The following is a 19,377-nucleotide window of genomic DNA, read 5'->3' as shown; positions in this document are numbered from 1 at the left end:
GGCGGTGCCGTCGTTGTTGGCCTGGGAGTCGGCTGCGGCGTCGCGGCCGCGGACATTTCGGCGGGTGGCGCGCCGGCCGCGCCGCCGACGTCGTCCAGCCCGGCGCCGCCGCCGCCACCGGCGCCCGCGCGCGTGCCTTACGGCGGTGGTTACTCGAACTCCGCGCCCGGCGGTGGCGGCGCTGCCGGCGGCGCGGGCGGAGGAGCAGGCGGTGCCGGAGGAGGAGCAGGTGGCGGCGGCGGATAGGCCGCCGCCCGGAAGCTAGGAGCTGCCTCGTCGGCGGCCGGTGCATCGGCCGCCCACGAGGTGTCACCGTGTGGTTCGATCAGCACGTGACACGACGATTCGGCGGGATCTTTGCGGTCCCGGTCCTCGCGGCGTTGGCAATGCTGCTCGCGCCGCCAGCCTGGGCCGACGCGTACACCGACCAGGTGGTGGACCGGTTCGGTGCGCAGACCCACGTGGTGGCCGACCCGGCGGCCCGCCCGCCGCTGCAGAACCCCGACCAGCTGAACCAGCAGATCCTCACCAGCCGGTGGGCGTGGAGCCGTACACCGCCGGTTTGGGTGGCCGCTGTGGCGCCCGAACAGACGGGGGTGACCACCCCGGATGCCATCCACAACGTCATCGTGGGCCGCGATCCGGGGTTCAGCGGCGTCATCCTGGTCATCGACGCCAAGGGCTATCACGTGCGCGCCTACAACGTGCCCAGGGTGATCGCCGACAGCGTGGACTCGTTCCTCGGGCAGTCGGCCAGGGAGCACCGCAATGATCCGTACGGCGCCACCAGCGACTTCATCAGCAAGCTGTCCGGTGTGAGCAACGCGTCCGGAGGCACGGTGACGACTTCTCCCGTCGGCAGCGCCAAGCACAGCAGCTGGGCTCCGCTGTGGACGGCGCTGATCGTCGTAGGCGTCGCGCTGGCGGCGGTCGGGCTGATCTGGTTCGCCGTGGGGCGAAGCCGCAAGCGCCGCAAGGACAACGAAGCCCGGGAATGGGTCAAGGGGCAGTTGATCGCCGCCGAATCCGAGGTCGCCGACCTCGATAATGCGGTCATCGCCAACGCCGACACCGATGTCAGCGCCGAGTCGCTGAAGGCCAACGCCAGTCTCGGCGACGCCCGAAAGGCCTACCAGGCGGGCGATTACACCGCGGCGCGGGCGCACCTACGGGCCGTGCAGTCAACTGTGGAAAAGGCCAACCGGAAGCTGAACCCCGGGCCCAACGTGTCCGCCGTGACGTCGGTGCCGGAGGCCGACCGCAGGCAGGCCACGGTGCGGGCGAAGAACCCGAATACCGGGGAGTACGTGACGATCAACAACAACAACTACAGCACCACCCCGCAACCCGGCTACGCGAACTACTACCCCGGTGGCATGTACAACGGGATGTTTTTCTACCCCGGCTACTACCCGTACGCGTTCTGGGGGCCGGGCTGGGGCTGGGCCCTGGCCGACGTCCTGCTGATCGACGCCATGCTCGACGACCATTGGGGCGGCAGTTACGACCGGGGTTTCGACGCCGGATGGGAATCCGCACAGGCGAATCAGAGCTTCGACAGCGCCCCGAGCGGCGGCTACGACAGCCAGCAGGGCGACGCCGGCTTCGACGGGGGCTACCAGTACTCGGGCGGCGGCGACACCGGTTTCGGCGGCGACGACTGGGGTGGCGGGTTCGACTCCGGCGGCTCGGACTTCGGGGGCGGGTTCGACTCCGGTGGGTCGGACTTCGGGGGTGGATTCGACTCCGGTGGCGGGGGCGACAGCGGCTTCTAGAACGCCGAGACCCCGTCGCGGTGCGGGTGCAGCGCCCCCACCGGTGACGTGAGCGGGATGTGCAGCGCGTCAACGATTCCCGGCTCCGCCTCGCAGACCCGGGGAATGGCGTTGACCGCGCGCATGCCCGTTGCCAGCAGGCCGTGATCGTTGTGGCTGTCGCCGGGTCGATGCCCGACCTCGAACTCGGCGTCGAAGCTCGGTTCGCCGTCGATGATGACGCGCCAGATGCCGTCGGTTCCACCGGTGCGGCCCTTAGGCCAGTCGGGGGCCAGGTCGTCGGCGATGCGGTCGACGTGCTCGATGTTGATGACGTCGACGCCGTCGACGACCCCGATGCAACGCGCCCGGGTGGCGCCGACGGTCCCCGCCCCGACAAGCCCGAACGCGGTGGGGATGTCGCGCGGGGTGGGTAGAAACTCACACGTCTCGCGGAGGTCGTCCAGCTCAACCCCTAGCGCGTCGGCCACCATGGTGACCGCGGCGCCCCAGCCCCAGCGCAGCACGCCGGGCCTCATCAACCCGCCCCGATAGTCCAGCGGCTGGCCGAAGCCGAACAGTTCACGCATGTCGTATTCGGCCGGGTACTCGGAGTAGTTCGTGATCTCGATGCCGCGCACCGAATAAACCTTGTGCGACATGGACATCAGCGCGATCGGGAACAGGTCGGCGCCGAACCCGGGCTCGATGCCGCTGGAGAACAGTGAGCTGCCGCCGGCCTCGGCGGCGCCGCGGATCGCGTCGGTCACCTTGGCCGGCAGCGAACCGCGCGGGTAGACCAGCCCCGGTATCGCGGTCGTCACCACGTTCTTCCCTGCGGCCAGGATCCGGCACAGGTCGCCGATGGCTTCCTTCATCCGCGGTGGCGCGGGCGCGGCATAGACCACGCAGTCGGCCTCGCCGCCAAGGATTTCCGTTTCGTCGCGGGTGGCGAGAACGCCGACGGGGTCGATGCCGGCGAGCTCGCCGGCGTCCTTGCCGTCCTTGCTGTCCGAGTGCACCCACACCCCGACGAGTTCGAGGTTGCTGCGGTCGGCGATGGTTCGGATCGCGTACTTCCCGACCCCGCCGGTGGCCCAGACCGCGACCTTGTAGTTGTCCTTCACGATTTCGGCTTCCTCCTCCAGTGGCTGCCCTTGACCGCGTCGAGGGCCTCGGTCACGTAGAGCTCCAGCGGCCGCGAGGCCCCGGTTTGGCGGACCCATCGTCGGAACGCGAAATCCGCAGCCGCGAACGCGAGTTGGACCAGCAGGCCGGGACGCATGTCGTCCTCGGGATTGGCGCCCATGCGTTCGCCGATCAGTTTGGCGGCGCGCTCCCTGTCGGCGGGCGTGTGGATGGTGGCCTTGTCGAGCAGGCCCGGAGCGACCAGCAGGGCCTCGCGCCATTCCTCGACGTCGGCTTGGTCGAACGAGCGGATCCGCGCGACGATGGCATTGATCAGCGCGACGTCCGGCGATTCCCTGGGCGGCCGCTGTTCGAGGAGGTTGACGATGGCGGCGCCGCCGTGGCGCACGGGGGCCAGCAGCAGGTCCTCCTTCGTCGGCACGTGGCGGAAGAAGGTGCGTGCGGAAACTCCTGCGGCAGTGGCGATTTCCTCCGTCGTGACGGCGTCGTAGCCGCGCTCGATGAACAGCCGAAACGCCGCGCGTCGGATTTCGGCGCGGATCTGTGCGCGCTGCCGATCACGCAGGGATCCCTCGGTCACCGGAAGCAGCCGATCCCGCCGTCGACGTGAATGGTCTGACCGGTGATGAACGTCGCGTCGCTGCCGAGCAGGAACGCCACGAGCGCTCCGACATCGGTGCGGACGTCGCCGATGCGCTTCATCGGAACGCGCCCGACCGCCTTGGCATAGTCGTTGGGCGCGAACTGCTTCCACAGCTTGACGCCGTCGGACTCGGCGAACGGGCAGATGACGTTGACGCGGATGTTGTCGCGCCCCCATTCGAGGGCGGCGACCTTGGACAGCCCGCGAATGGCCTCCTTGGCGGCGGCGTAGCCGCCCCACCGGGGCTCGCCACCCGTGCCCGTGCCCGAGCCGAGGTTGACGATCGACCCGCCGCCCGCCTCGACCATCAGCGGGTACGTGGCCTGCATGAGCAGAAAGGTCGCGCGGGGACCGACGTCGTAACCGAGCGCCAGGTCCTCGGTGGTGACGTCGACGAACGGCTTCGGCTCGTTGGTGGCGATGGCGTTATTGACCAGGCCGTGCACGGTGCCGAAGGCGTCCACCGCGGCCGCGACGATCCGCTGCGCGCTGGACGGGTCGCGCAGATCGGCGACCAGCCGTTCGACACGCCCCAGTGCCGTGAGCTCGGCGGTGGTCGCGTCGAGCACCTCGGCTTGGATGTCGACCAGCAGCACTTCGGCGCCACGCTCGAGCAGCGCAGCGGCGACGCCCTTGCCGACGCCCTGCGCCGCACCGGTGACGACCGCGACGTGGCCGCGCATCGAGGACGGGTGGGAGTAGGTCATTCGACGGGTCCCGGTTGCAGCCGAACCCCCACCCGCCCCTCCTGCTTTCGCCACACGTCGGTCAGCACGGTCATGGCGTGGCCGCAAGGTCGGGGGCGGGGCGGCCGGCGAACAACGGCAGATCCAGGTAGGTCTTGATGCCGGGCCCGGCGGCGCACACGTCAGGGATGGCGTTGACGCAGTGGTTGGCCGTGGCGACCACGCCGGGATTCTTGACCAGCCCTTCGGCGATGGTCTCCGGCTGCAGCCCCTTGAAGGTGAGGCTGACGGTAGGGTCGCCGGTGATCTCCACTTCGAAGCGTTCGCCGCGCCCACCGAAATCCCAGGCGGGATCCAGGTTTTCCTCGCCCATCAGCCAGTTGACCGCGGCGGTGATGACCGGCTCGCCGTCGACGAGGGCCTGCCAGCGGAACCGGCGCGCGGCCACGGTTCCGGTGGTGATCGGGAACGGGGCGTAGTCGATGTCGGAGGTTGCCACCGCGACATCCTGGATTGTCCTGATGTTGGGATCGATGCGAAATCCCATGTGGTCGGCGATCATTCGCACCGACTGCTTGAAGCCCCCGTCGAGCAGGCCTGCCATGGGCCCCTGCATGGCTTCCTCGGGGGTGCCGCCAAAGCCCATGATGTGGCGCACGACGTCCGGGGCGTTGTAGGTGCGGATGTCGGAGAACTCCTCGGCGCGCACGTGCGTGACCGCCGACGACAGCGACGAGAGCATCAGCGGGAATCGCTCGGTGATGCCGCCAGGGTGGATCCCCGAACCGTGCAGCGTCACCCCGCCCTCGACGGCAGCGTCGGCGACGGCCTGGTGGCGCGGGTTGGCCGGATCGGGGTATACCCAGCCGACGGGGGTGACCACGTTCTTGCCGGACCGCAAGATCGCGATTACCTCGTCGTCGTTGGGGATCAGGGGGCTGTACACGACGCAGTCCGCGTCGAGGGCCAGCACCTCGTCGACGTTGGTGGTGGCCGCGACGCCGAGCGGGGACTTCCCGATGATGTCGCCCACGTCGACGCCGTCCTTGCTCGCGCTGTGCACCCAGCATCCGACGAGCTCGAGCCGCGGGTGATTCAGCACGCATGCGATGGCGGCTTTGCCGACTCCCCCCGTCGCCCATTGAATGACACGGAGATTCATGGGGCCTCCCAAGCGCACGCCTTTACACACCACCGGATGGAATGGCACAGTATGACCCGCTGACAGTCACTGTCAATGGACAAGGAAGGCCTGACGATGGGCGTCCTCGACGGCAAGATCGCGATCGTGACCGGAACCAGCCGCGGCGTGGGCGTCGGCATCGCCCACGAATTGCTGCGCGCCGGCGCCACGGTCATCGGTTGCTCCCGTTCGCGGCTGGACACCATCCCGGGCAGCGACGCGCACTGGGCCGCACGCGCCCACCAAAAGGTTTGTGACCAAGGCGATTACCGCTCCATCGACTCGTTCGTCGCCGACGTCGTGGCCACCCACGGCCGCGTCGACATCCTGGTGAACAACGCCGGCGGCACGGTGCCCGCGCCGCACGCGGAAAGCATTCCCGAACTCGTGCAACGGATTCAGGGCGCGCCGCCGAGTGACGACGAGTATGAGCGCACGGCACTGTTTCACGCGTACGCGGTGCAGATGAACCTCATCAGCCCGCTGTGGTTCGCGATCCGCGCGTACCGGCAGATGCGCACCCAGGACGGCATCGGCTGCATCATCAACATCTCCAGCGGCGCCGGGCACCCCGCGGGGTCGCCGACGCTGGTCTCCTACGGGGCGGCCAAGAGCGGGCTCAACCAGCTGACCCGGTCGCTGGCCGAGGAGTGGGGACCCAAGGTGCGGGTGAACTGCGTCGCACTGGGCCCGACGATGACCGAGAACTTCCGGTCGTTCGTGCTGCCGAAGGACGATCCGACCGGCGAAAAGTACTTCGCCGCAGTCCCGTTGCGCCGGGCCGGGGAGCCCGCGGAGGTGGGCCGCGTCTGCGTCTTCCTGGCGGGCGGTGAGGCCGACTTCGTCAACGGCACCACGATCGAATGCGACGGCGGCATGCTGCCCGGTGTGCTCTACGACGCGGGGCTGAAGACGATCACCGATCTCTTGTAGCCACCATCGGGGCAAAAATGCCCCCGGTTGCTCGACGCCGGTGTTACTTTCGCGGTCGGCAATGGTTTTGGGAGGCGCCGTGCATCGGACATTCGTTGCGGCGAGCTGGGCTGCGCTGCTGATCGTCGCGGTCGGCTGCGGCGTCGGGACGCCTCGGGCCGCCGCCGACAATCCGGCCTGCAGCCAGACTTGGTGTTCGTTCCTGTCCCCGTCGCGCAACATCAGTTGCGAGTTGGACTACCGACGCGGCGGTGGCATTCCCGACGAGACGTACTGCCAGTCGATGTCGCCGCCGCAGTCGGTGCACATGTCCCCCGACGGGGTGTTCGAGCGGTGCGCGGGGGAATCCTGCCTCGGCAACGCGGGCCAGGGCACGCCCACCCTGCCCTACGGCCAAACGGCCGGGCTCGGCCCCTTCAGCTGCCGGTCGGAAGAAAGCGGCATCTCGTGCACGGTCACGTCCGGGCGCGGCTTCACCATTTCGAACGCGGGGATCGCGCCCGTCGGGTGATCGCCGATTCGGCGGCGGGCAAGGGGTGGCCGCCTGTCCTGAAAGATCAAAAGGTTGTCCTCCGGTGTCAATACCGGCGGGCGTGCGGTGCCGCACAGTTGGGTGAGCACCAGCCCCCGACCCGGACAGGAAGCACCATGAACGCCAGCAGCATCGAACACGTCGACGTGTTGATCGTCGGCGCCGGCATCTCCGGCATCGGCGCAGCCTACTATCTGCGGACCCTGCAGCCCGGCAAGACGTTCGCGATCCTGGAAGCCCGCGACGAGATCGGCGGGACGTGGGACCTGTTCCGCTACCCCGGGATTCGGTCGGACTCGGACCTGCACACCTTCAGCTACGAGTTCAAGGCGTGGCAGAACGACAAGGCCATCGCCAGCGCGGACGCCATCATGGCTTACCTGCGCGAGACGGTGGCCGAGAACGGGATCGGCCGGTCGATCCGGTTCCGGCACAAGGTGATCAGCGCGGCCTGGTCCACCAAGGATGCCCGCTGGCTCGTTGAGATCGAGCGCCAGGACACCGGTGAGCACATCACCATGAGTTGCGGGTGGTTCTTCTGCGCCAGCGGCTACTACCGCTACGACGAGGGGTTCACCCCGGAATTTCCGGGGCGGGAGCGGTTCGCCGGACAGATCGTGCACCCGCAGCACTGGCCGGACGACCTGGACTACCGCGGCAAGCGGGTGGTCATCATCGGCAGCGGCGCGACCGCAGTCACGCTGGTGCCCGCCATGGCCGAGACGGCCGGGCACGTGACGATGCTGCAGCGCTCGCCGACCTACATCGTGCCGGTGCCGTCGGAAGACCGCATCGCCAACACGCTGCCCAAACTCGTCGGGCGCGACCGCGCCTACGCCATCACCCGGCGGAAGAACATCGCCAAGCAGCGGTTCGTCTGGCGTCTGTGCCAGCAGTACCCGCGTGCCGCGCGGCGGCTGATCCGCCACCTCAACGCCAGGCAACTGCCGGCCGGCTATCCGGTCGACGAACACTTCAAGCCGGCCTACAACCCGTGGGACCAGCGGCTGTGCGCGGTGCCGGATGCCGACATGTTCAAGGCGATCCGCGACGGCCGGGCGTCGGTGGTGACCGACCGGATCGACACCTTCACCGAGCGGGGAATTCGGCTGCAATCCGGGCGTGAACTCGATGCCGACATCATCGTCACGGCGACCGGGCTGAACCTGCTGGCCTTCGGCGGGATCACGCTCACGGTGGACGGCGCGCCCGTCGACTTGTCGGAAAAGGTGGCCTTCAAGGGCTTCCTGCTGAGCGATGTCCCCAACTTCGCCTACGTGTTCGGCTACACCAACTCGTCCTGGACGCTGAAGGTCGGCCTGATCTGCGAGCACTTCTGCCGGCTGTTGGCCCGCATGGACGCGCACGGCGACACCATCTGCTACCCGCGGCTGCCGGGATCCATGCCGACCCGTCCACTGCTGGAAGTCGCCGCCGGCTACGTCAAGCGGGCGGCCGACCAGTTCCCGCGTCAGGGCGTCGAAGGCCCGTGGCGCACCTGCATGGACTACCGCGCCGATTACCGGACGCTGCGCGAGGGCCCCGTCGAGGACAAGAACCTGTTCTTCGCGACCCCATCGCCCGCCGACGGCCGCGAGCCCGCGCTGACCGCGTGACCGCCCCGGGCCCTCACACCCGCGCCATCGCCCGCGCGCGAGTGTTGTTGCGGTATGCGGCCGGGCCCGTTCCGAACCAGCGCTTGCACGAGCGAGTCAGCACGCTTTGCTCCGCGTAGCCCAGTTCCCGGGCCAGGTGGCTGAGGCTCATGGCGGTGCCGCGCAGGTAGCGCTCCGCGGCGTCCCTGCGGACTTGGTCGACCAGCGCGGCGAACGTGGTGCCCTCGTCGGCGAGCCTGCGCTGCAACGTTTTCGGATGCACGTTGAACTGATTGGCGACCACGTCGAGCGTCGCCGCCCCGGTGGGAAGCAGCTGACGAACGATGATCCGCACCGACTCGACGATCCCGGCGTCGTGCGGGGTGATGCCGTTCAGGTAGTCGACGACGGCCTTGTGCGCGACGTCATCGCGGTGCAACGGGCGGCTCAGGTCCGCGGTGCGTACCGTGAAGCCCCCAGCCGGAGCGGCGAACTCGGGCGTGCATCCGAAGTACCGCACGTAGTCGGCTCTCGGCGTGAGCGGTTCGTGCGGCAGGTGCACCTTCACCGGGGTGTAGTCGGCGCCCATCAGCAGCCGGAACACCCTCAGCGAAACACCCAGCGCCAGTTCGGTGGTCTGCTGGTGCGGCGGCGCGTGGTCGAGGAGAAACTCGACGGTCAGGAACGACAGCTCCGGGTCGGGCAGCGGTAGCACGCGGATACCGATCACCGGGCTGTAGGCCGCCATGTACGTGCCGAAGATCGCCAACGCGTCGGCGACGGTTGCGGCGGTGCGGGCCGCCACGCCGACCGGACCCAGGATCTCGATGCCCTGCCGTTGCGCCAGCCGCCGCCCGAAGTCGGGGGTGTTCGTGGCCTGGGCGGCGGACTCGATCGCGTGTATCGCCGCGAGGTAGGGAATGAACGTGTCGTAGTTGCCGGCGTCCTGCTGCCGGATGCCCGCCGCGCGCAGCAGGCTCGCCGGGTCGCCGCCCAGTTCGGCCACCAGGCTCGGGTAATTCGAGAGCGCCGTCCCGCGGACCACGGACATGTGATTGACCCTTCAGCGCGCGGCGACACCATGTCAAGGGCCGGTGGTCGTGTCTTGAAGTGTCAAAAGGCTGTCGCGAAGTGTCAAGACGGCGACCGCATCGGCGCGGGATCGTGGAGTCGTCGTGAAGAGCGGCGATTGTGGATGAGGAGAACGGACATGGCTTTCCGTGTCGCCATCACCGGCGGAGCCCGCGGCATCGGCCGCGCCACCGCCGAGGCCTGCCTGCGCGCAGGCATGCCAGTGGTCATCGGTGACATCGACGGCGCCCTGGTGGCAGCGGTCGCCGACGAGTTGGGCGCGGGGGCCAGTGGCTTGCCACTCGACGTGCGCGACCCGCAGAGCTTCGAAGCGTTCCTCGATGAGGCGGAACAACGCGTCGGCCCCCTCGAGGCGCTCATCAACAACGCCGGCATCGCGCCGATCGGCCCGTTCATCGACGAAGACCCCCACGACACTCAACGGCTGGTGGAGATCAATCTCGGCGGCGTGCTCACCGGAACCCGGCTGGCACTTCGGCGTTTCGTCCCCCGGCGGCACGGCCACATCGTGAACCTGGCCTCGTCGGCCGGGCAGATCGCGACCGCCGGCGGGGCGACCTACGCGGCCACGAAGCACGCCGTCGTCGGGTTTACCCGGGCGATTCGGGCAGAGACCCGCGGTACGGGCGTGCGCACCACCGTCGTCATGCCCGGCCTGATCCGCACCGACATGATCAGTGGCTTCGGAAAGGCAAGGGGCACAAGGGTAGTCGGCCCCGAAGCGGTCGCCGACGCGATCATCGACGCCCTCCGCACGGGACGCGAGGAGGTGTTCGTCCCGCGGGAGATCGGGCCGATCGCGCGGCTGGTGGCAGGAACACCGCCGGCCATCGCCGATCGGATCAAGCGGGCGCTGCGGGCGGACAGCATCATGGCCGAGGCCGACATGGACACCCGCGACACATACCGGCGGCGCATGGACGCCGAGGTGAAGGAGACGGGGCGGTGACCGGATTCGAGGTACGAACGGTCGACGTCGACGGTGTCCGCTCACCGGTGCTGATCGGCGGCACCGGGCCGGACGACGAGGCCGTCGTCTTCGTGCACGGCAACCCCGACGCCGGCAGCGACTGGGAACCGCTGATGAAACCCGTGGCGGAGTTCGCCCGGGTCGTCGCACCCGACCTGCCCGGGTTCGGCGGCGCGGACAAAAGGGACGATCAGGACTACACGCTGGCCGGCTATGCCGCACACCTGGGCGGGCTCATCGACCGGCTCGGCATCGCACGGGTGCACCTGGTCGCCCACGACTTCGGCGGACCGATCGCGCTGACCTGGGCCGCGACCCATCCGGGAAACGTCGCCAGCGTCACCTCGATCAACACCGGGGTGCTGCTCGACTACAAGTGGCACCGGTTGGCGCACGTATGGCGCACTCCGGTGGCCGGGGAACTGTTCATGCGGACGGCCACCCGCCGCCTGGTGCGCTTGGTGATCGGGCATGACAACCCGGGGCTGCCCCCGGAATGGGCGGACCGGATCACCGAACACCTGCTCCCGCGCGGGACGAAGCGCGCCGTGCTGAGGCTCTACCGCTCCACCCGGCAAAAAGACCTGGACGGGCTCGTCGAACCGCTGCGCAAACGCGATCCGGACACGCTGGTGGTGTTCGGCGCCGCGGACGTCTATATCCCCGTCGAGCAGGCCGAACGCCAGCTCCGCGTGTTCCCGCGCGCGCAGGTGGAGATCTTGCCCGGCGTCGGTCACTGGTCCTGGCTCGAACAGCCCGAGCGCGTTGCCGGGTTCGTCGTCCCGTTCCTGCGCGAGCGGGTCGGCTTGAACGTTCAGAAATCCAACTAACACAAGGAGATTGACGTGAGCACAGTCATGGCGCCCACCGCAGAGCAGTTCTCGGCGCTCACCGCCCGGCCGGCCGACGCGCCGGTTTTGATGGTCAACCTGCTGAAGTTCAAGGCCGAAGGCGGCCTGGAGTCCTACCAGCGGTACGGGCGGGAGGTCGCGCCGCATCTCGAACGCGTCGGCGCCACCGTCCGCTATGCCGGCACCGCGCCGGCGTTCGTCATCGGTGAGGGCGAAAGGCCGTGGTGGGACGCGATCCTCATCGTCGAATACCCGACGCCCCAGGCCTTCATCGACATGGTGACGACGCCGGAATACGCCGAGGTGCACGAGCACCGGGCCGCCGGATTGGACCGCGGCGACCTGATCGCCACCTCGGAGTGGTCGCTGGCGGTGTGAGCGGCCGCCAATAGGCCCTTGATGCTGGGACTTTTGACCACTAGGAAGCCCACGGTCAAGGCGGTTAGCGTCTTTAGTTCATGCGTGAATTCAGCGTTCCGGCAAGCTTCACCGTCGACGACCACGACAGCATCGTCAGCAGTGTGTACTCGCACGAACGGGACGACCCCGATCAGGTGATCTTTCGGCGCCTCATCGGCGACGTGTGGACCGATGTGACCTGCGCCGAGGCCGCCCAGCAGATCCGCGCGACCGCGCTCGGCCTGATCGCCGAGGGCGTGCAGGCCGGCGATCGGGTGGCGATCCTGTCGGCCACCCGCTACGAGTGGGTGATCCTCGACTACGCGATCCTGTCGGTGGGAGCGGTCACGGTGCCGATCTACGACACGTCGTCGGCCGAACAGGTGCGCTGGGTGCTGGAGGACTCCGGAGCGGTGCTGGTGATCGCCGAGACCGATGGGCACGCCCGGCTCGTCAAGGAACTCAGCGACGAACTGCCGAGCCTGCGCAAGATCCTGTACCTGGAGTCGGGCGGGGCCGCGGCACTCGACGAGCTCGCCGAGGCCGGCAAGGCGGTGGAAAGCGGCCAACTCGACGAGCGCCTGGCGGGGTTGCGGGCCGCCGACCCGGCAACGCTGATCTACACGTCGGGCACGACGGGGCGCCCCAAGGGTTGCCGGCTGACGCACTCCAACCTCCTGTACGAAACTCGCGGCGCGGCGACCTGCTTCCCGACGTTGTTGCGCAAGGGTGAACGGCTGCTGATTTTCCTGCCGCTCGCCCACGTGCTGGCGCGCTCGCTGTCGATGTCGGCGTTCGCCAACAAGGTCACCATCGGCTACACGAGCGACATCAAGAACCTGCTCCCGACGCTGGCCGTCTTCAGGCCCACGGTGGTCGTCTCGGTGCCCAGGGTCTTCGAAAAGGTCTACAACGCAGCCGAATTGAAGGCCCGCGACGGGGGCAGGGGCCTGATTTTCGATGTGGCCGCCCGCACGGCGATCGAGTGGAGCACGGCGCAGGACTCCGGCGGCCCCGACTGGCGGCTGCGGGCCAGGCACGCGCTGTTCGATCGGCTGGTGTACGGCAAGCTGCGCGCCGCGCTCGGCGGCGATTGCCATGCCGCGGTCTCCGGCGGGGCCCCGTTGGGCAAGCGGCTGTGCCACTTCTACCGGGGCGCCGGGCTGACGATCTACGAGGGCTATGGCCTCACCGAGACCAGCGCCGCGATCACCGTGAACCAGATCGGTGAGGAGCGGCTCGGAACGGTGGGAAAGTTGTTGCCGGGCAACAGCATGGCGATCGCCAACGACGGCGAGGTTCTGGTGCGCGGCGGGGTGGTGTTCGACGGCTATTGGCACAACGAGAGCGCGACAGCAGAGGCGATCGTCAACGGGTGGTTCCACACCGGTGACCTCGGGTCCGTCGACGACGACGGGTTCTTGTCGATCATCGGGCGCAAGAAGGAGATCATCGTGACGGCGGGCGGCAAGAACGTGGCCCCGGCCGTGCTGGAAGACCAATTGCGGGCCCACCCGCTGATCAGCCAGGCGATGGTGGTCGGTGACGACAGGCCGTTCATCGGCGCCCTCATCGCGATCGACCCCGAAGGCTTCGACGTGTGGAAGCAGCACCACGGCAAGGACGGCACCGCGTCCGTCGCGGACCTGATCGACGACCCTGATCTGGTCGGCGAGATCGATCAGGCGGTGAAGCAGGCCAACCAGACTGTGTCGCACGCGGAATCGATCCGCAAGTTCCGCATCCTGCCGGTGGACTTCACGGTGCTCACCGGCGAGTTGACCCCCACGCTCAAGGTCAAGCGCAACGTCGTGGCGGAGCGGTTCGCCAAGGAGATCGACGCGATCTACAGCAAGCGGTGACGCCGGGGCCGCTCGCAAGAGCGCGCCGAGTCACCGCCGAGGACCAAGCCGGAGTTCATCCTAGAGAGGTGCAGCGATGACCGTATTGATGACCGGATTCCCGGGCTTTCTCGGCAGCGCGTTGCTGCCGGGGATCCTGAAACGCGTTGACAGCTCCGCGATCTGTTTGGTGCAGCCCAAATTCGCCGCGCTCGCCGATCGCCGGGTGGCCGAACTGGGCGCGGCACATCCGTTCCTGGAGGGCCGGATCCAGGTGGCCGAGGGCGACATCACCCAGCCCGGGCTGGGCCTCGCCGCGGACACCCTCGTCGGGGTCACCGAGGCATGGCACCTCGCCGCCGCCTACGACCTGGCCGTCGCCCGGGACGTGGCGATGCGGGTCAACGTCGACGGCACCCGCAACGTGCTGGACGCGCTGGAGCGCTGCCCCTTGCTGACGCGCCTGCACTACTTCAGCACGTGTTATGTCAGCGGTCGCTACCCCGGTTCGTTCACCGAGGACGACCTCGAGGTCGGCGCGCCGTTCAACAACTACTACGAGGAGACCAAGAACCAGGCCGAGGCGGAGGTCCGCCGGCACATGTCCGCGGGCATGCCCGCCACGATCTATCGCCCCTCGATCGTGGTCGGGGACAGCCGCACCGGCGAGACGCAGAAGTTCGACGGGCCCTACTTCGTGATGCAGTGGCTGATGCGACAGCCCCGGCGCGCGATCCTGCCGGTGGCCGGCGACCCGACCGCGACGCGGGTGAACGTCGTCCCGCGCGACTTCGTCGTCGATGCGGTCGGATATCTCAGTGGCCTTCCCGCTTCCGAGGGCCGGACCTATCAAGTGGCGGATCCGCACCCGCTCACCGTCGACGAGATGGCGGTGACCCTCGCCGAGGCAACCGGCCGGGAACTCATCAAGGTCCCCCTGCCGCGCGGGCTGGCCAAGGCGTCCCTGGCTCACGTTCCGGGCCTCTACCGCCTGATGCGGATCCCTCCCGAAGCGGTGGACTACTTCGCGCACCCCACCACCTATGCGACCGACCATTGCCGTGCCGACCTCGCCGGCAGCGGCATCCAGGCACCCCCGTTCCCCGACTACGTCGATCGGCTGGTGGAGTACATGCGCGGCCATCCCGAAGTCGGGTCGGCGGCGATGTTCTAAGAGAGCTTCGCGTGCCACCCGCTTCGCGGTCTAATTGGTGGATGGAACTGATGATGCCCACCGACGCGGTCTTCCTGCTGGGGGAATCGCGCGAACACCCCATGCACGTCGGCGGGCTGCAGTTGTACGAGCCACCGCCGGACGCCGGTCCGGACTTCGTGCGGGAATTCACCGACGCCCTGGTTGCCAGCGACGAATTCCAGCCGACGTTCCGTAAGCACCCCGCCACGGTTCTGGGTGGCATAGCCCCGCTGGCGTGGGCCTACGACGACGAGGTCGACGTCGACTACCACGTTCGGCGCTCGGCGCTGGCGTCACCGGGCCGGGTCCGCGAACTGCTGGAGCTGACCTCCAGGCTGCACACCAGCCTCCTCGACCGCCACCGGCCACTGTGGGAGCTGTATGTGGTGGAGGGGCTGAAGGACGGCCGGTTCGCCATGTACTGCAAAATGCATCACGCGCTCATCGACGGCGTTTCCGCGCAGAAGCTGGTGCAGCGCTCGTTGTCGGCCGACCCCGACGACCGCGAGATTCGCGCGCTGTGGAGCCTGCCCCGCCGCAAGCACAAGTCCAGCCCCACCTCCCGCTTGGGTTCGTTACTCAAGACGGCGGGATCCGTTGCGGCGCTTGGCCCTTCGACGGTGTCGCTGGCCCGCGCCGCGCTGCTCGAACAGCAGCTGACGCTGCCCTTCGGCGCACCGCGCACCATGTTGAACGTCAAGATCGGGGGCGCCCGCCGGTGCGCGGCCCAGTCGTGGTCGGTGGACCGCGTCAAAGCCGTCAAGCGGGCCGCCGGGGTGACCCTCAACGACGTCGTCCTGGCGATGTGCTCGGGCGCGCTGCGCTACTACCTGCTCGAGCAGAACGCGCTGCCGGACACGCCCCTGATCGCGATGGTCCCGGTGAGCCTGCGCAGGGAGGACGAGGCCGACGCCGGCGGCAACCTCGTCGGCGCGATCCTGTGCAACCTGGCCACCGACGCCGAGGATCCGGCGGAGCGACTGCAGATCGTCAGCGAGTCGATGCGCAGCAACAAGAAGGTGTTTTCCGAGTTGCCGCGGGTCCAGGCATTGGCGCTCTCGGCGATGAACATGAGTGCGCTGGCCCTGGCCGCGGTTCCGGGTTGGGTGAATTCCACGTCGCCGCCCTTCAACCTCGTCATCTCCAACGTGCCCGGCCCGCAGGAGCAGCTGTATTGCGGGGGCGCGCGGCTCGACGGCAATTACCCGCTGTCGGCCATCCTGGACGGGCAGGCGCTGAACATCACCCTTATCAGCAATGCCGGCAATCTCGACTTCGGTCTGGTCGGCTGCCGCCGCAGCGTTCCGCACCTGCAGCGCCTGCTCGCGCATCTGGAGTCGTCGCTCAAGGATCTCGAAGTGGCCGTCGGTGTCTGAAAGCTGATGCCCAAGCTCAGCGCGGGTGTGTTGGTGTATCGGACCGTCAACGGGGTCGTCGAAGTCCTGATCGCCCATCCGGGTGGCCCGTTCTGGGCCCGCAAAGACGATGGCGCCTGGTCGATCCCGAAGGGCGAGTACACCGACGGCGAGGACCCCTGGGCGGTCGCGCGGCGCGAGTTCCACGAGGAGCTCGGGCTGCCGCTGCCGTGCGGGCCGCGCATCGAGTTCGGCGCCCTGAAACAACCGAGCGGCAAGGTGATCACCGCCTTCGCCGTCGAGGCCGACGTCGACGTCACCGACGCGCACAGCAACACCTTCGAAATGGAGTGGCCGAAGGGATCGGGCCGGATGCGCGAATTCCCCGAAATCGACCGGGTGGGCTGGTTTACCGTGGCGCGGGCGCGCGCGAAGCTGCTCAAGGGTCAGCGCCCATTTCTCGATCGACTGCTGGCACATCCCGCACTGGCCGGACTGAGCGAAGGGACTTGACATGGAAACGCTGCGCACCCCCGACGAGCGATTCGACGACGTGCCCGACTTCCCTTATGCGCCAAGGTATTGCGAGATAGCGGACGGCGAGGGCGGCACGCTGCGGGTCGCCTGGGTGGAGGACGGGCCACAGGACGCCGAACCGGTCCTCATGCTGCACGGCGAGCCGTCCTGGTCGTTCCTGTACCGCAAGATGATTCCGATACTGGTTGCCGCCGGGCACCGCGTCATCTGTCCCGATCTGGTCGGGTTCGGCCGGTCCGACAAGCCGACCCGCCGCGAAGACCACAGCTACGCGCGCCATGTCGAATGGATGCGCGCCGTCGCCTTCGATGTCCTCGACCTGCGTGATGTCACCGTGGTGGGCCAGGACTGGGGCGGGCTGATCGGTTTGCGCCTGGCGGCCGAGCATCCCGAACGGTTCGCGCGGCTGGTCGTCGCCAACACCGGCCTGCCGAACGGCGAGCAGCCGATGGCCGACGTCTGGTGGCGATTCCGCGAGGCCATCACGACCGCGCCGAAGCTGGACATCGGCTGGTTCGTGCAGGGCGGGTGTCGCCAGCAGCTCAGCGACGAGGTGCGCGCCGGTTACGACGCGCCGTTCCCCGACGACGCGTACTGCGCGGGGCCGCGCGCCATGCCCGGCCTGGTGCCGACCTCACCGGATGACCCCGCCGCGGCGGCCAACAAGGCGGCGTGGGCCAAGCTGGCCGTCAGCCCGACGCCCATGCTGGTCGCGTTCAGCGACCGCGATCCCATCACCGGGCCGATGGCCGCGATCTTCCAGCGCGAGATGCGTGGCGCGCAGGGTATCGATCACCCGACGATCCGCGGCGCCGGGCATTTCCTGCAGGAGGATGCCGGCGAGGAATTGGCCAGCCGCATCGCGGAGTTCTTGCGCCGCTGAGCCGGCCGTCGGGGCGGGCAGAATGTGAGCATGACGACCGCCGCCCAGGCCGAATCGCAGGGGCTGCTGCTGCAGCTGCTCGACCCGGCCAACCGGGCCGATCCGTATCTGCTCCTGGCACAGTTTCGCGACCGCGGACCGCTGCAGCTGCCGCGGTCCAACCTCGCCGTGTTCTCGGCTTACCGGGACTGCGACGAGGTGTTGCGGCATCCGTCGTCGAGCAGCAGCAACATGAACTCGACGGTCGCGAAGCGGCAGCTCGAGGCGGGGTTGGTGCAGCCCCGGCCGTTCCCGCCGGGGTTCTTGTTCCTGGATCCACCCGATCACACGCGGCTGCGCAAGCTGGTCGCCAAGGCGTTCTCGCCGAAGGTGGTCAGCGCGCTGGAGCCCGGAATCATCGCGCTGGTGGACGGACTGCTTGATCGGATCGCCGAGAAGGGCGAGTTCGATGTCGTCGAGGATTTCGCCTACCCGCTGCCCGTGGCGGTGATCTGCCGGTTGCTCGGTGTGCCGCTGGACGACGAGCCGCAATTCAGCCAGGCGTCGGCGGTGCTGGCGCAGGCGCTGGACCCGTTCTCGACGATCACCGGCGTCCCCCCGGACGTGGTGAATGAGCGGATGCAGGCGGTGCGGGGGCTACGCGGCTATCTCCACGATTTGATCGAGCGGCGCCGGTCGCGGCCGGGCGACGACCTGTTGTCGGGCCTGGTCGCGGTGGAGGAGTCCGGCGATCAGCTGACCGAGGACGAAATCGTCTCCACCTGCAATCTGCTGTTGATCGCCGGACACGAGACAACGGTAAACCTGATCGGTAATGCGATCTTGGCCATGCTGCGCAGCCCCGAGCACTGGGCTGCGTTGGGCGCCGACCCGGGTCGCGCCCCGGCGATCGTGGAGGAGACGCTGCGTTATGACCCGCCCGTGCAACTGGCCGGTCGAGTTGCCGCCGCGGACATGACGATCGGAGACGTCGACGTGCCGACGGGCGACATCATGATGGTCCTGCTCGCCGCGGCCCAGCGTGATCCCGCAGAATTCGACCGGCCCGACAGCTTCGATCCGGACCGGGGGACCCTGCGGCACTTGGGGTTTGGCCGCGGCATCCACTATTGCCTCGGCGCGCCGCTGGCCCGCCTGGAGGCCGCAGCTGCCCTGTCGGCGGTGACGGCACGCTTCCCCGACGCGCGTCTGACCGGCGAGCCGCGCTATAAGGCGAACGTCACGCTGCGCGGGTTGTCGGAGCTGATGGTCTCCGTTTAGTGGGCGCAGCCGGGCGCGCCCGGCCCACCCCGCGACCGTGCGTGTCTGCACGGCGACACGCCGGGATTCGCGTGCAACTGCGCACTCTCGCGGACGGCGCGCCCCGCCGCAAGGCCTAGCCGCGCTCCCACGGCGCGCTCTCGTCCATCTTCTTGTAGTACTTCGCCAGGTGGCTTTTGACGCGGCCGACGTCGGACTTCGGCAGATCGATGCCGCCGCGAGCGCCGTCCATGATCGCGCCGGCAATCATGATTCCCCGCGGCACCGCCTTGAGTTCGCCGCCGATGACGTCGGCGAACAACAGCTTGTAGGCGGTGAAGTTGTCCTTCTTGCCGCTGTCGTACCAGATGTGGGCGTCGCGGTATTTCTGATTTGGTTTGTCCTGTGCGCCAGCCCATTTGCGGACGCGTTTCTCGGCCGAATCACCGTCCCACTTGCGGTCGCGGTCGGCCAGCGGCAGGTCTTTGAACGGTGTTACTGACATCTTCTTCGCGTGCCCGCTTCACCCGAGGGATAAAC

General features: G+C 68.5%; 19 protein-coding genes. 13 read left to right on the top strand and 6 right to left on the bottom strand.

Annotated features, from left to right (window positions below):
- The first annotated feature begins 332 nt into the window (after window positions 1-332).
- On the top strand, window positions 333-1,775 hold the full coding sequence (locus A5705_RS01385; protein ID WP_068274769.1) for a hypothetical protein: 1,443 nt from the start codon (window positions 333-335) through the stop codon (window positions 1,773-1,775).
- Here the strand turns inward: A5705_RS01385 and A5705_RS01380 are convergent.
- The 4 genes from A5705_RS01380 to A5705_RS01365 all read right to left on the bottom strand — a co-directional run bounded on the left by A5705_RS01380 (window position 1,772) and on the right by A5705_RS01365 (window position 5,394).
- On the bottom strand, window positions 1,772-2,881 hold the full coding sequence (locus A5705_RS01380; RefSeq protein WP_068274721.1) for a hypothetical protein: 1,110 nt from the start codon (window positions 2,879-2,881) through the stop codon (window positions 1,772-1,774). The two genes, A5705_RS01385 and A5705_RS01380, sit on opposite strands and share 4 nt — an antisense overlap.
- On the bottom strand, window positions 2,878-3,483 hold the full coding sequence (locus A5705_RS01375; protein ID WP_067881975.1) for a TetR/AcrR family transcriptional regulator: 606 nt from the start codon (window positions 3,481-3,483) through the stop codon (window positions 2,878-2,880). Before A5705_RS01375 ends, A5705_RS01380 begins: the two co-directional genes overlap by 4 nt.
- Window positions 3,480-4,253 (bottom strand): SDR family NAD(P)-dependent oxidoreductase, encoded by a 774-nt coding sequence (locus A5705_RS01370; protein ID WP_067881972.1) that lies wholly within the window; start codon window positions 4,251-4,253, stop codon window positions 3,480-3,482. Before A5705_RS01370 ends, A5705_RS01375 begins: the two co-directional genes overlap by 4 nt.
- Before the next feature lie 70 nt (window positions 4,254-4,323).
- Window positions 4,324-5,394: a dihydrodipicolinate reductase gene (locus A5705_RS01365; RefSeq protein ID WP_067881969.1), complete on the bottom strand. Its 1,071-nt coding sequence runs from the start codon at window positions 5,392-5,394 to the stop codon at window positions 4,324-4,326.
- Between the two features lie 96 nt (window positions 5,395-5,490).
- On the opposite strand from A5705_RS01365, the gene A5705_RS01360 reads away from it, so the two are divergent.
- The 3 genes from A5705_RS01360 to A5705_RS01350 all read left to right on the top strand — a co-directional run bounded on the left by A5705_RS01360 (window position 5,491) and on the right by A5705_RS01350 (window position 8,496).
- Window positions 5,491-6,348: an SDR family NAD(P)-dependent oxidoreductase gene (locus tag A5705_RS01360; RefSeq protein ID WP_068274766.1), complete on the top strand. Its 858-nt coding sequence runs from the start codon at window positions 5,491-5,493 to the stop codon at window positions 6,346-6,348.
- Window positions 6,349-6,427: 79 nt separating this feature from the next.
- On the top strand, window positions 6,428-6,859 hold the full coding sequence (locus A5705_RS01355) for a hypothetical protein (RefSeq protein WP_231982341.1): 432 nt from the start codon (window positions 6,428-6,430) through the stop codon (window positions 6,857-6,859).
- Window positions 6,860-6,996: 137 nt separating this feature from the next.
- Window positions 6,997-8,496: an NAD(P)/FAD-dependent oxidoreductase gene (locus A5705_RS01350; RefSeq protein ID WP_067881962.1), complete on the top strand. Its 1,500-nt coding sequence runs from the start codon at window positions 6,997-6,999 to the stop codon at window positions 8,494-8,496.
- A 13-nt stretch (window positions 8,497-8,509) separates the two neighbouring features.
- Here A5705_RS01350 and A5705_RS01345 read toward each other — a convergent pair whose 3' ends face one another.
- Window positions 8,510-9,526 carry an AraC family transcriptional regulator gene (locus tag A5705_RS01345; protein ID WP_067881959.1) on the bottom strand — a complete coding sequence of 339 codons (1,017 nt, stop codon included), beginning with the start codon at window positions 9,524-9,526 and terminating at the stop codon, window positions 8,510-8,512.
- A 159-nt stretch (window positions 9,527-9,685) separates the two neighbouring features.
- Between A5705_RS01345 and A5705_RS01340 the strand changes: the two genes are divergently transcribed.
- The 9 genes from A5705_RS01340 to A5705_RS01300 all read left to right on the top strand — a co-directional run bounded on the left by A5705_RS01340 (window position 9,686) and on the right by A5705_RS01300 (window position 18,858).
- The gene (locus A5705_RS01340; protein WP_197517011.1) at window positions 9,686-10,516 is read left to right on the top strand and encodes an SDR family NAD(P)-dependent oxidoreductase; all 831 of its coding nucleotides are present in this window, start codon (window positions 9,686-9,688) and stop codon (window positions 10,514-10,516) included.
- A complete protein-coding gene (locus A5705_RS01335) occupies window positions 10,513-11,367 on the top strand; it encodes an alpha/beta fold hydrolase (RefSeq protein ID WP_068274715.1) in 855 nt (284 codons plus the stop codon). Before A5705_RS01340 ends, A5705_RS01335 begins: the two co-directional genes overlap by 4 nt.
- A gap of 15 nt (window positions 11,368-11,382) precedes the next feature.
- The gene (locus A5705_RS01330; RefSeq protein ID WP_156762991.1) at window positions 11,383-11,766 is read left to right on the top strand and encodes a DUF1330 domain-containing protein; all 384 of its coding nucleotides are present in this window, start codon (window positions 11,383-11,385) and stop codon (window positions 11,764-11,766) included.
- An 80-nt stretch (window positions 11,767-11,846) separates the two neighbouring features.
- On the top strand, window positions 11,847-13,649 hold the full coding sequence (locus A5705_RS01325) for a long-chain fatty acid--CoA ligase (protein WP_068274710.1): 1,803 nt from the start codon (window positions 11,847-11,849) through the stop codon (window positions 13,647-13,649).
- 76 nt (window positions 13,650-13,725) lie between these two features.
- Window positions 13,726-14,802 carry an SDR family oxidoreductase gene (locus A5705_RS01320; protein WP_067881943.1) on the top strand — a complete coding sequence of 359 codons (1,077 nt, stop codon included), beginning with the start codon at window positions 13,726-13,728 and terminating at the stop codon, window positions 14,800-14,802.
- Window positions 14,803-14,843: 41 nt separating this feature from the next.
- Window positions 14,844-16,199 carry a wax ester/triacylglycerol synthase family O-acyltransferase gene (locus A5705_RS01315; protein ID WP_067881940.1) on the top strand — a complete coding sequence of 452 codons (1,356 nt, stop codon included), beginning with the start codon at window positions 14,844-14,846 and terminating at the stop codon, window positions 16,197-16,199.
- A 6-nt stretch (window positions 16,200-16,205) separates the two neighbouring features.
- Complete coding sequence (locus tag A5705_RS01310; protein WP_067881937.1) at window positions 16,206-16,691, top strand: NUDIX domain-containing protein; 486 nt, start codon at window positions 16,206-16,208, stop codon at window positions 16,689-16,691.
- A 1-nt stretch (window position 16,692) separates the two neighbouring features.
- Window positions 16,693-17,598: a haloalkane dehalogenase gene (locus tag A5705_RS01305; protein WP_067881934.1), complete on the top strand. Its 906-nt coding sequence runs from the start codon at window positions 16,693-16,695 to the stop codon at window positions 17,596-17,598.
- A gap of 30 nt (window positions 17,599-17,628) precedes the next feature.
- On the top strand, window positions 17,629-18,858 hold the full coding sequence (locus A5705_RS01300) for a cytochrome P450 (RefSeq protein WP_067881931.1): 1,230 nt from the start codon (window positions 17,629-17,631) through the stop codon (window positions 18,856-18,858).
- Window positions 18,859-18,973: 115 nt separating this feature from the next.
- Here the strand turns inward: A5705_RS01300 and A5705_RS01295 are convergent, their stop codons facing one another.
- On the bottom strand, window positions 18,974-19,342 hold the full coding sequence (locus A5705_RS01295; protein WP_067881928.1) for a hypothetical protein: 369 nt from the start codon (window positions 19,340-19,342) through the stop codon (window positions 18,974-18,976).
- Window positions 19,343-19,377: the final 35 nt, after the last annotated feature.

This window comes from Mycobacterium sp. E787 (genome assembly GCF_001668725.1).
In the GTDB taxonomy this organism is placed as follows: domain Bacteria; phylum Actinomycetota; class Actinomycetes; order Mycobacteriales; family Mycobacteriaceae; genus Mycobacterium.
The sequence above is the reverse complement of the archived record's forward strand: the minus strand, read 5'-3'. Positions and strand labels throughout refer to the sequence as shown.

What these genes read in the sequence shown, in the direction of transcription:
- A5705_RS01310 (WP_067881937.1), top strand. Translation starts at nt 16,206, where the DNA reads ATGCCCAAGCTCAGCGCGGGTGTGTTGGTGTATCGGACCGTCAACGGG.
- A5705_RS01320 (WP_067881943.1), top strand. Translation starts at nt 13,726, where the DNA reads ATGACCGTATTGATGACCGGATTCCCGGGCTTTCTCGGCAGCGCGTTG.
- A5705_RS01295 (WP_067881928.1), bottom strand. Translation starts at nt 19,342, where the DNA reads ATGTCAGTAACACCGTTCAAAGACCTGCCGCTGGCCGACCGCGACCGC.
- A5705_RS01345 (WP_067881959.1), bottom strand. Translation starts at nt 9,526, where the DNA reads ATGTCCGTGGTCCGCGGGACGGCGCTCTCGAATTACCCGAGCCTGGTG.
- A5705_RS01315 (WP_067881940.1), top strand. Translation starts at nt 14,844, where the DNA reads ATGGAACTGATGATGCCCACCGACGCGGTCTTCCTGCTGGGGGAATCG.
- A5705_RS01300 (WP_067881931.1), top strand. Translation starts at nt 17,629, where the DNA reads ATGACGACCGCCGCCCAGGCCGAATCGCAGGGGCTGCTGCTGCAGCTG.
- A5705_RS01360 (WP_068274766.1), top strand. Translation starts at nt 5,491, where the DNA reads ATGGGCGTCCTCGACGGCAAGATCGCGATCGTGACCGGAACCAGCCGC.
- A5705_RS01365 (WP_067881969.1), bottom strand. Translation starts at nt 5,394, where the DNA reads ATGAATCTCCGTGTCATTCAATGGGCGACGGGGGGAGTCGGCAAAGCC.
- A5705_RS01305 (WP_067881934.1), top strand. Translation starts at nt 16,693, where the DNA reads ATGGAAACGCTGCGCACCCCCGACGAGCGATTCGACGACGTGCCCGAC.
- A5705_RS01340 (WP_197517011.1), top strand. Translation starts at nt 9,686, where the DNA reads ATGGCTTTCCGTGTCGCCATCACCGGCGGAGCCCGCGGCATCGGCCGC.
- A5705_RS01325 (WP_068274710.1), top strand. Translation starts at nt 11,847, where the DNA reads ATGCGTGAATTCAGCGTTCCGGCAAGCTTCACCGTCGACGACCACGAC.
- A5705_RS01350 (WP_067881962.1), top strand. Translation starts at nt 6,997, where the DNA reads ATGAACGCCAGCAGCATCGAACACGTCGACGTGTTGATCGTCGGCGCC.
- A5705_RS01370 (WP_067881972.1), bottom strand. Translation starts at nt 4,253, where the DNA reads ATGACCTACTCCCACCCGTCCTCGATGCGCGGCCACGTCGCGGTCGTC.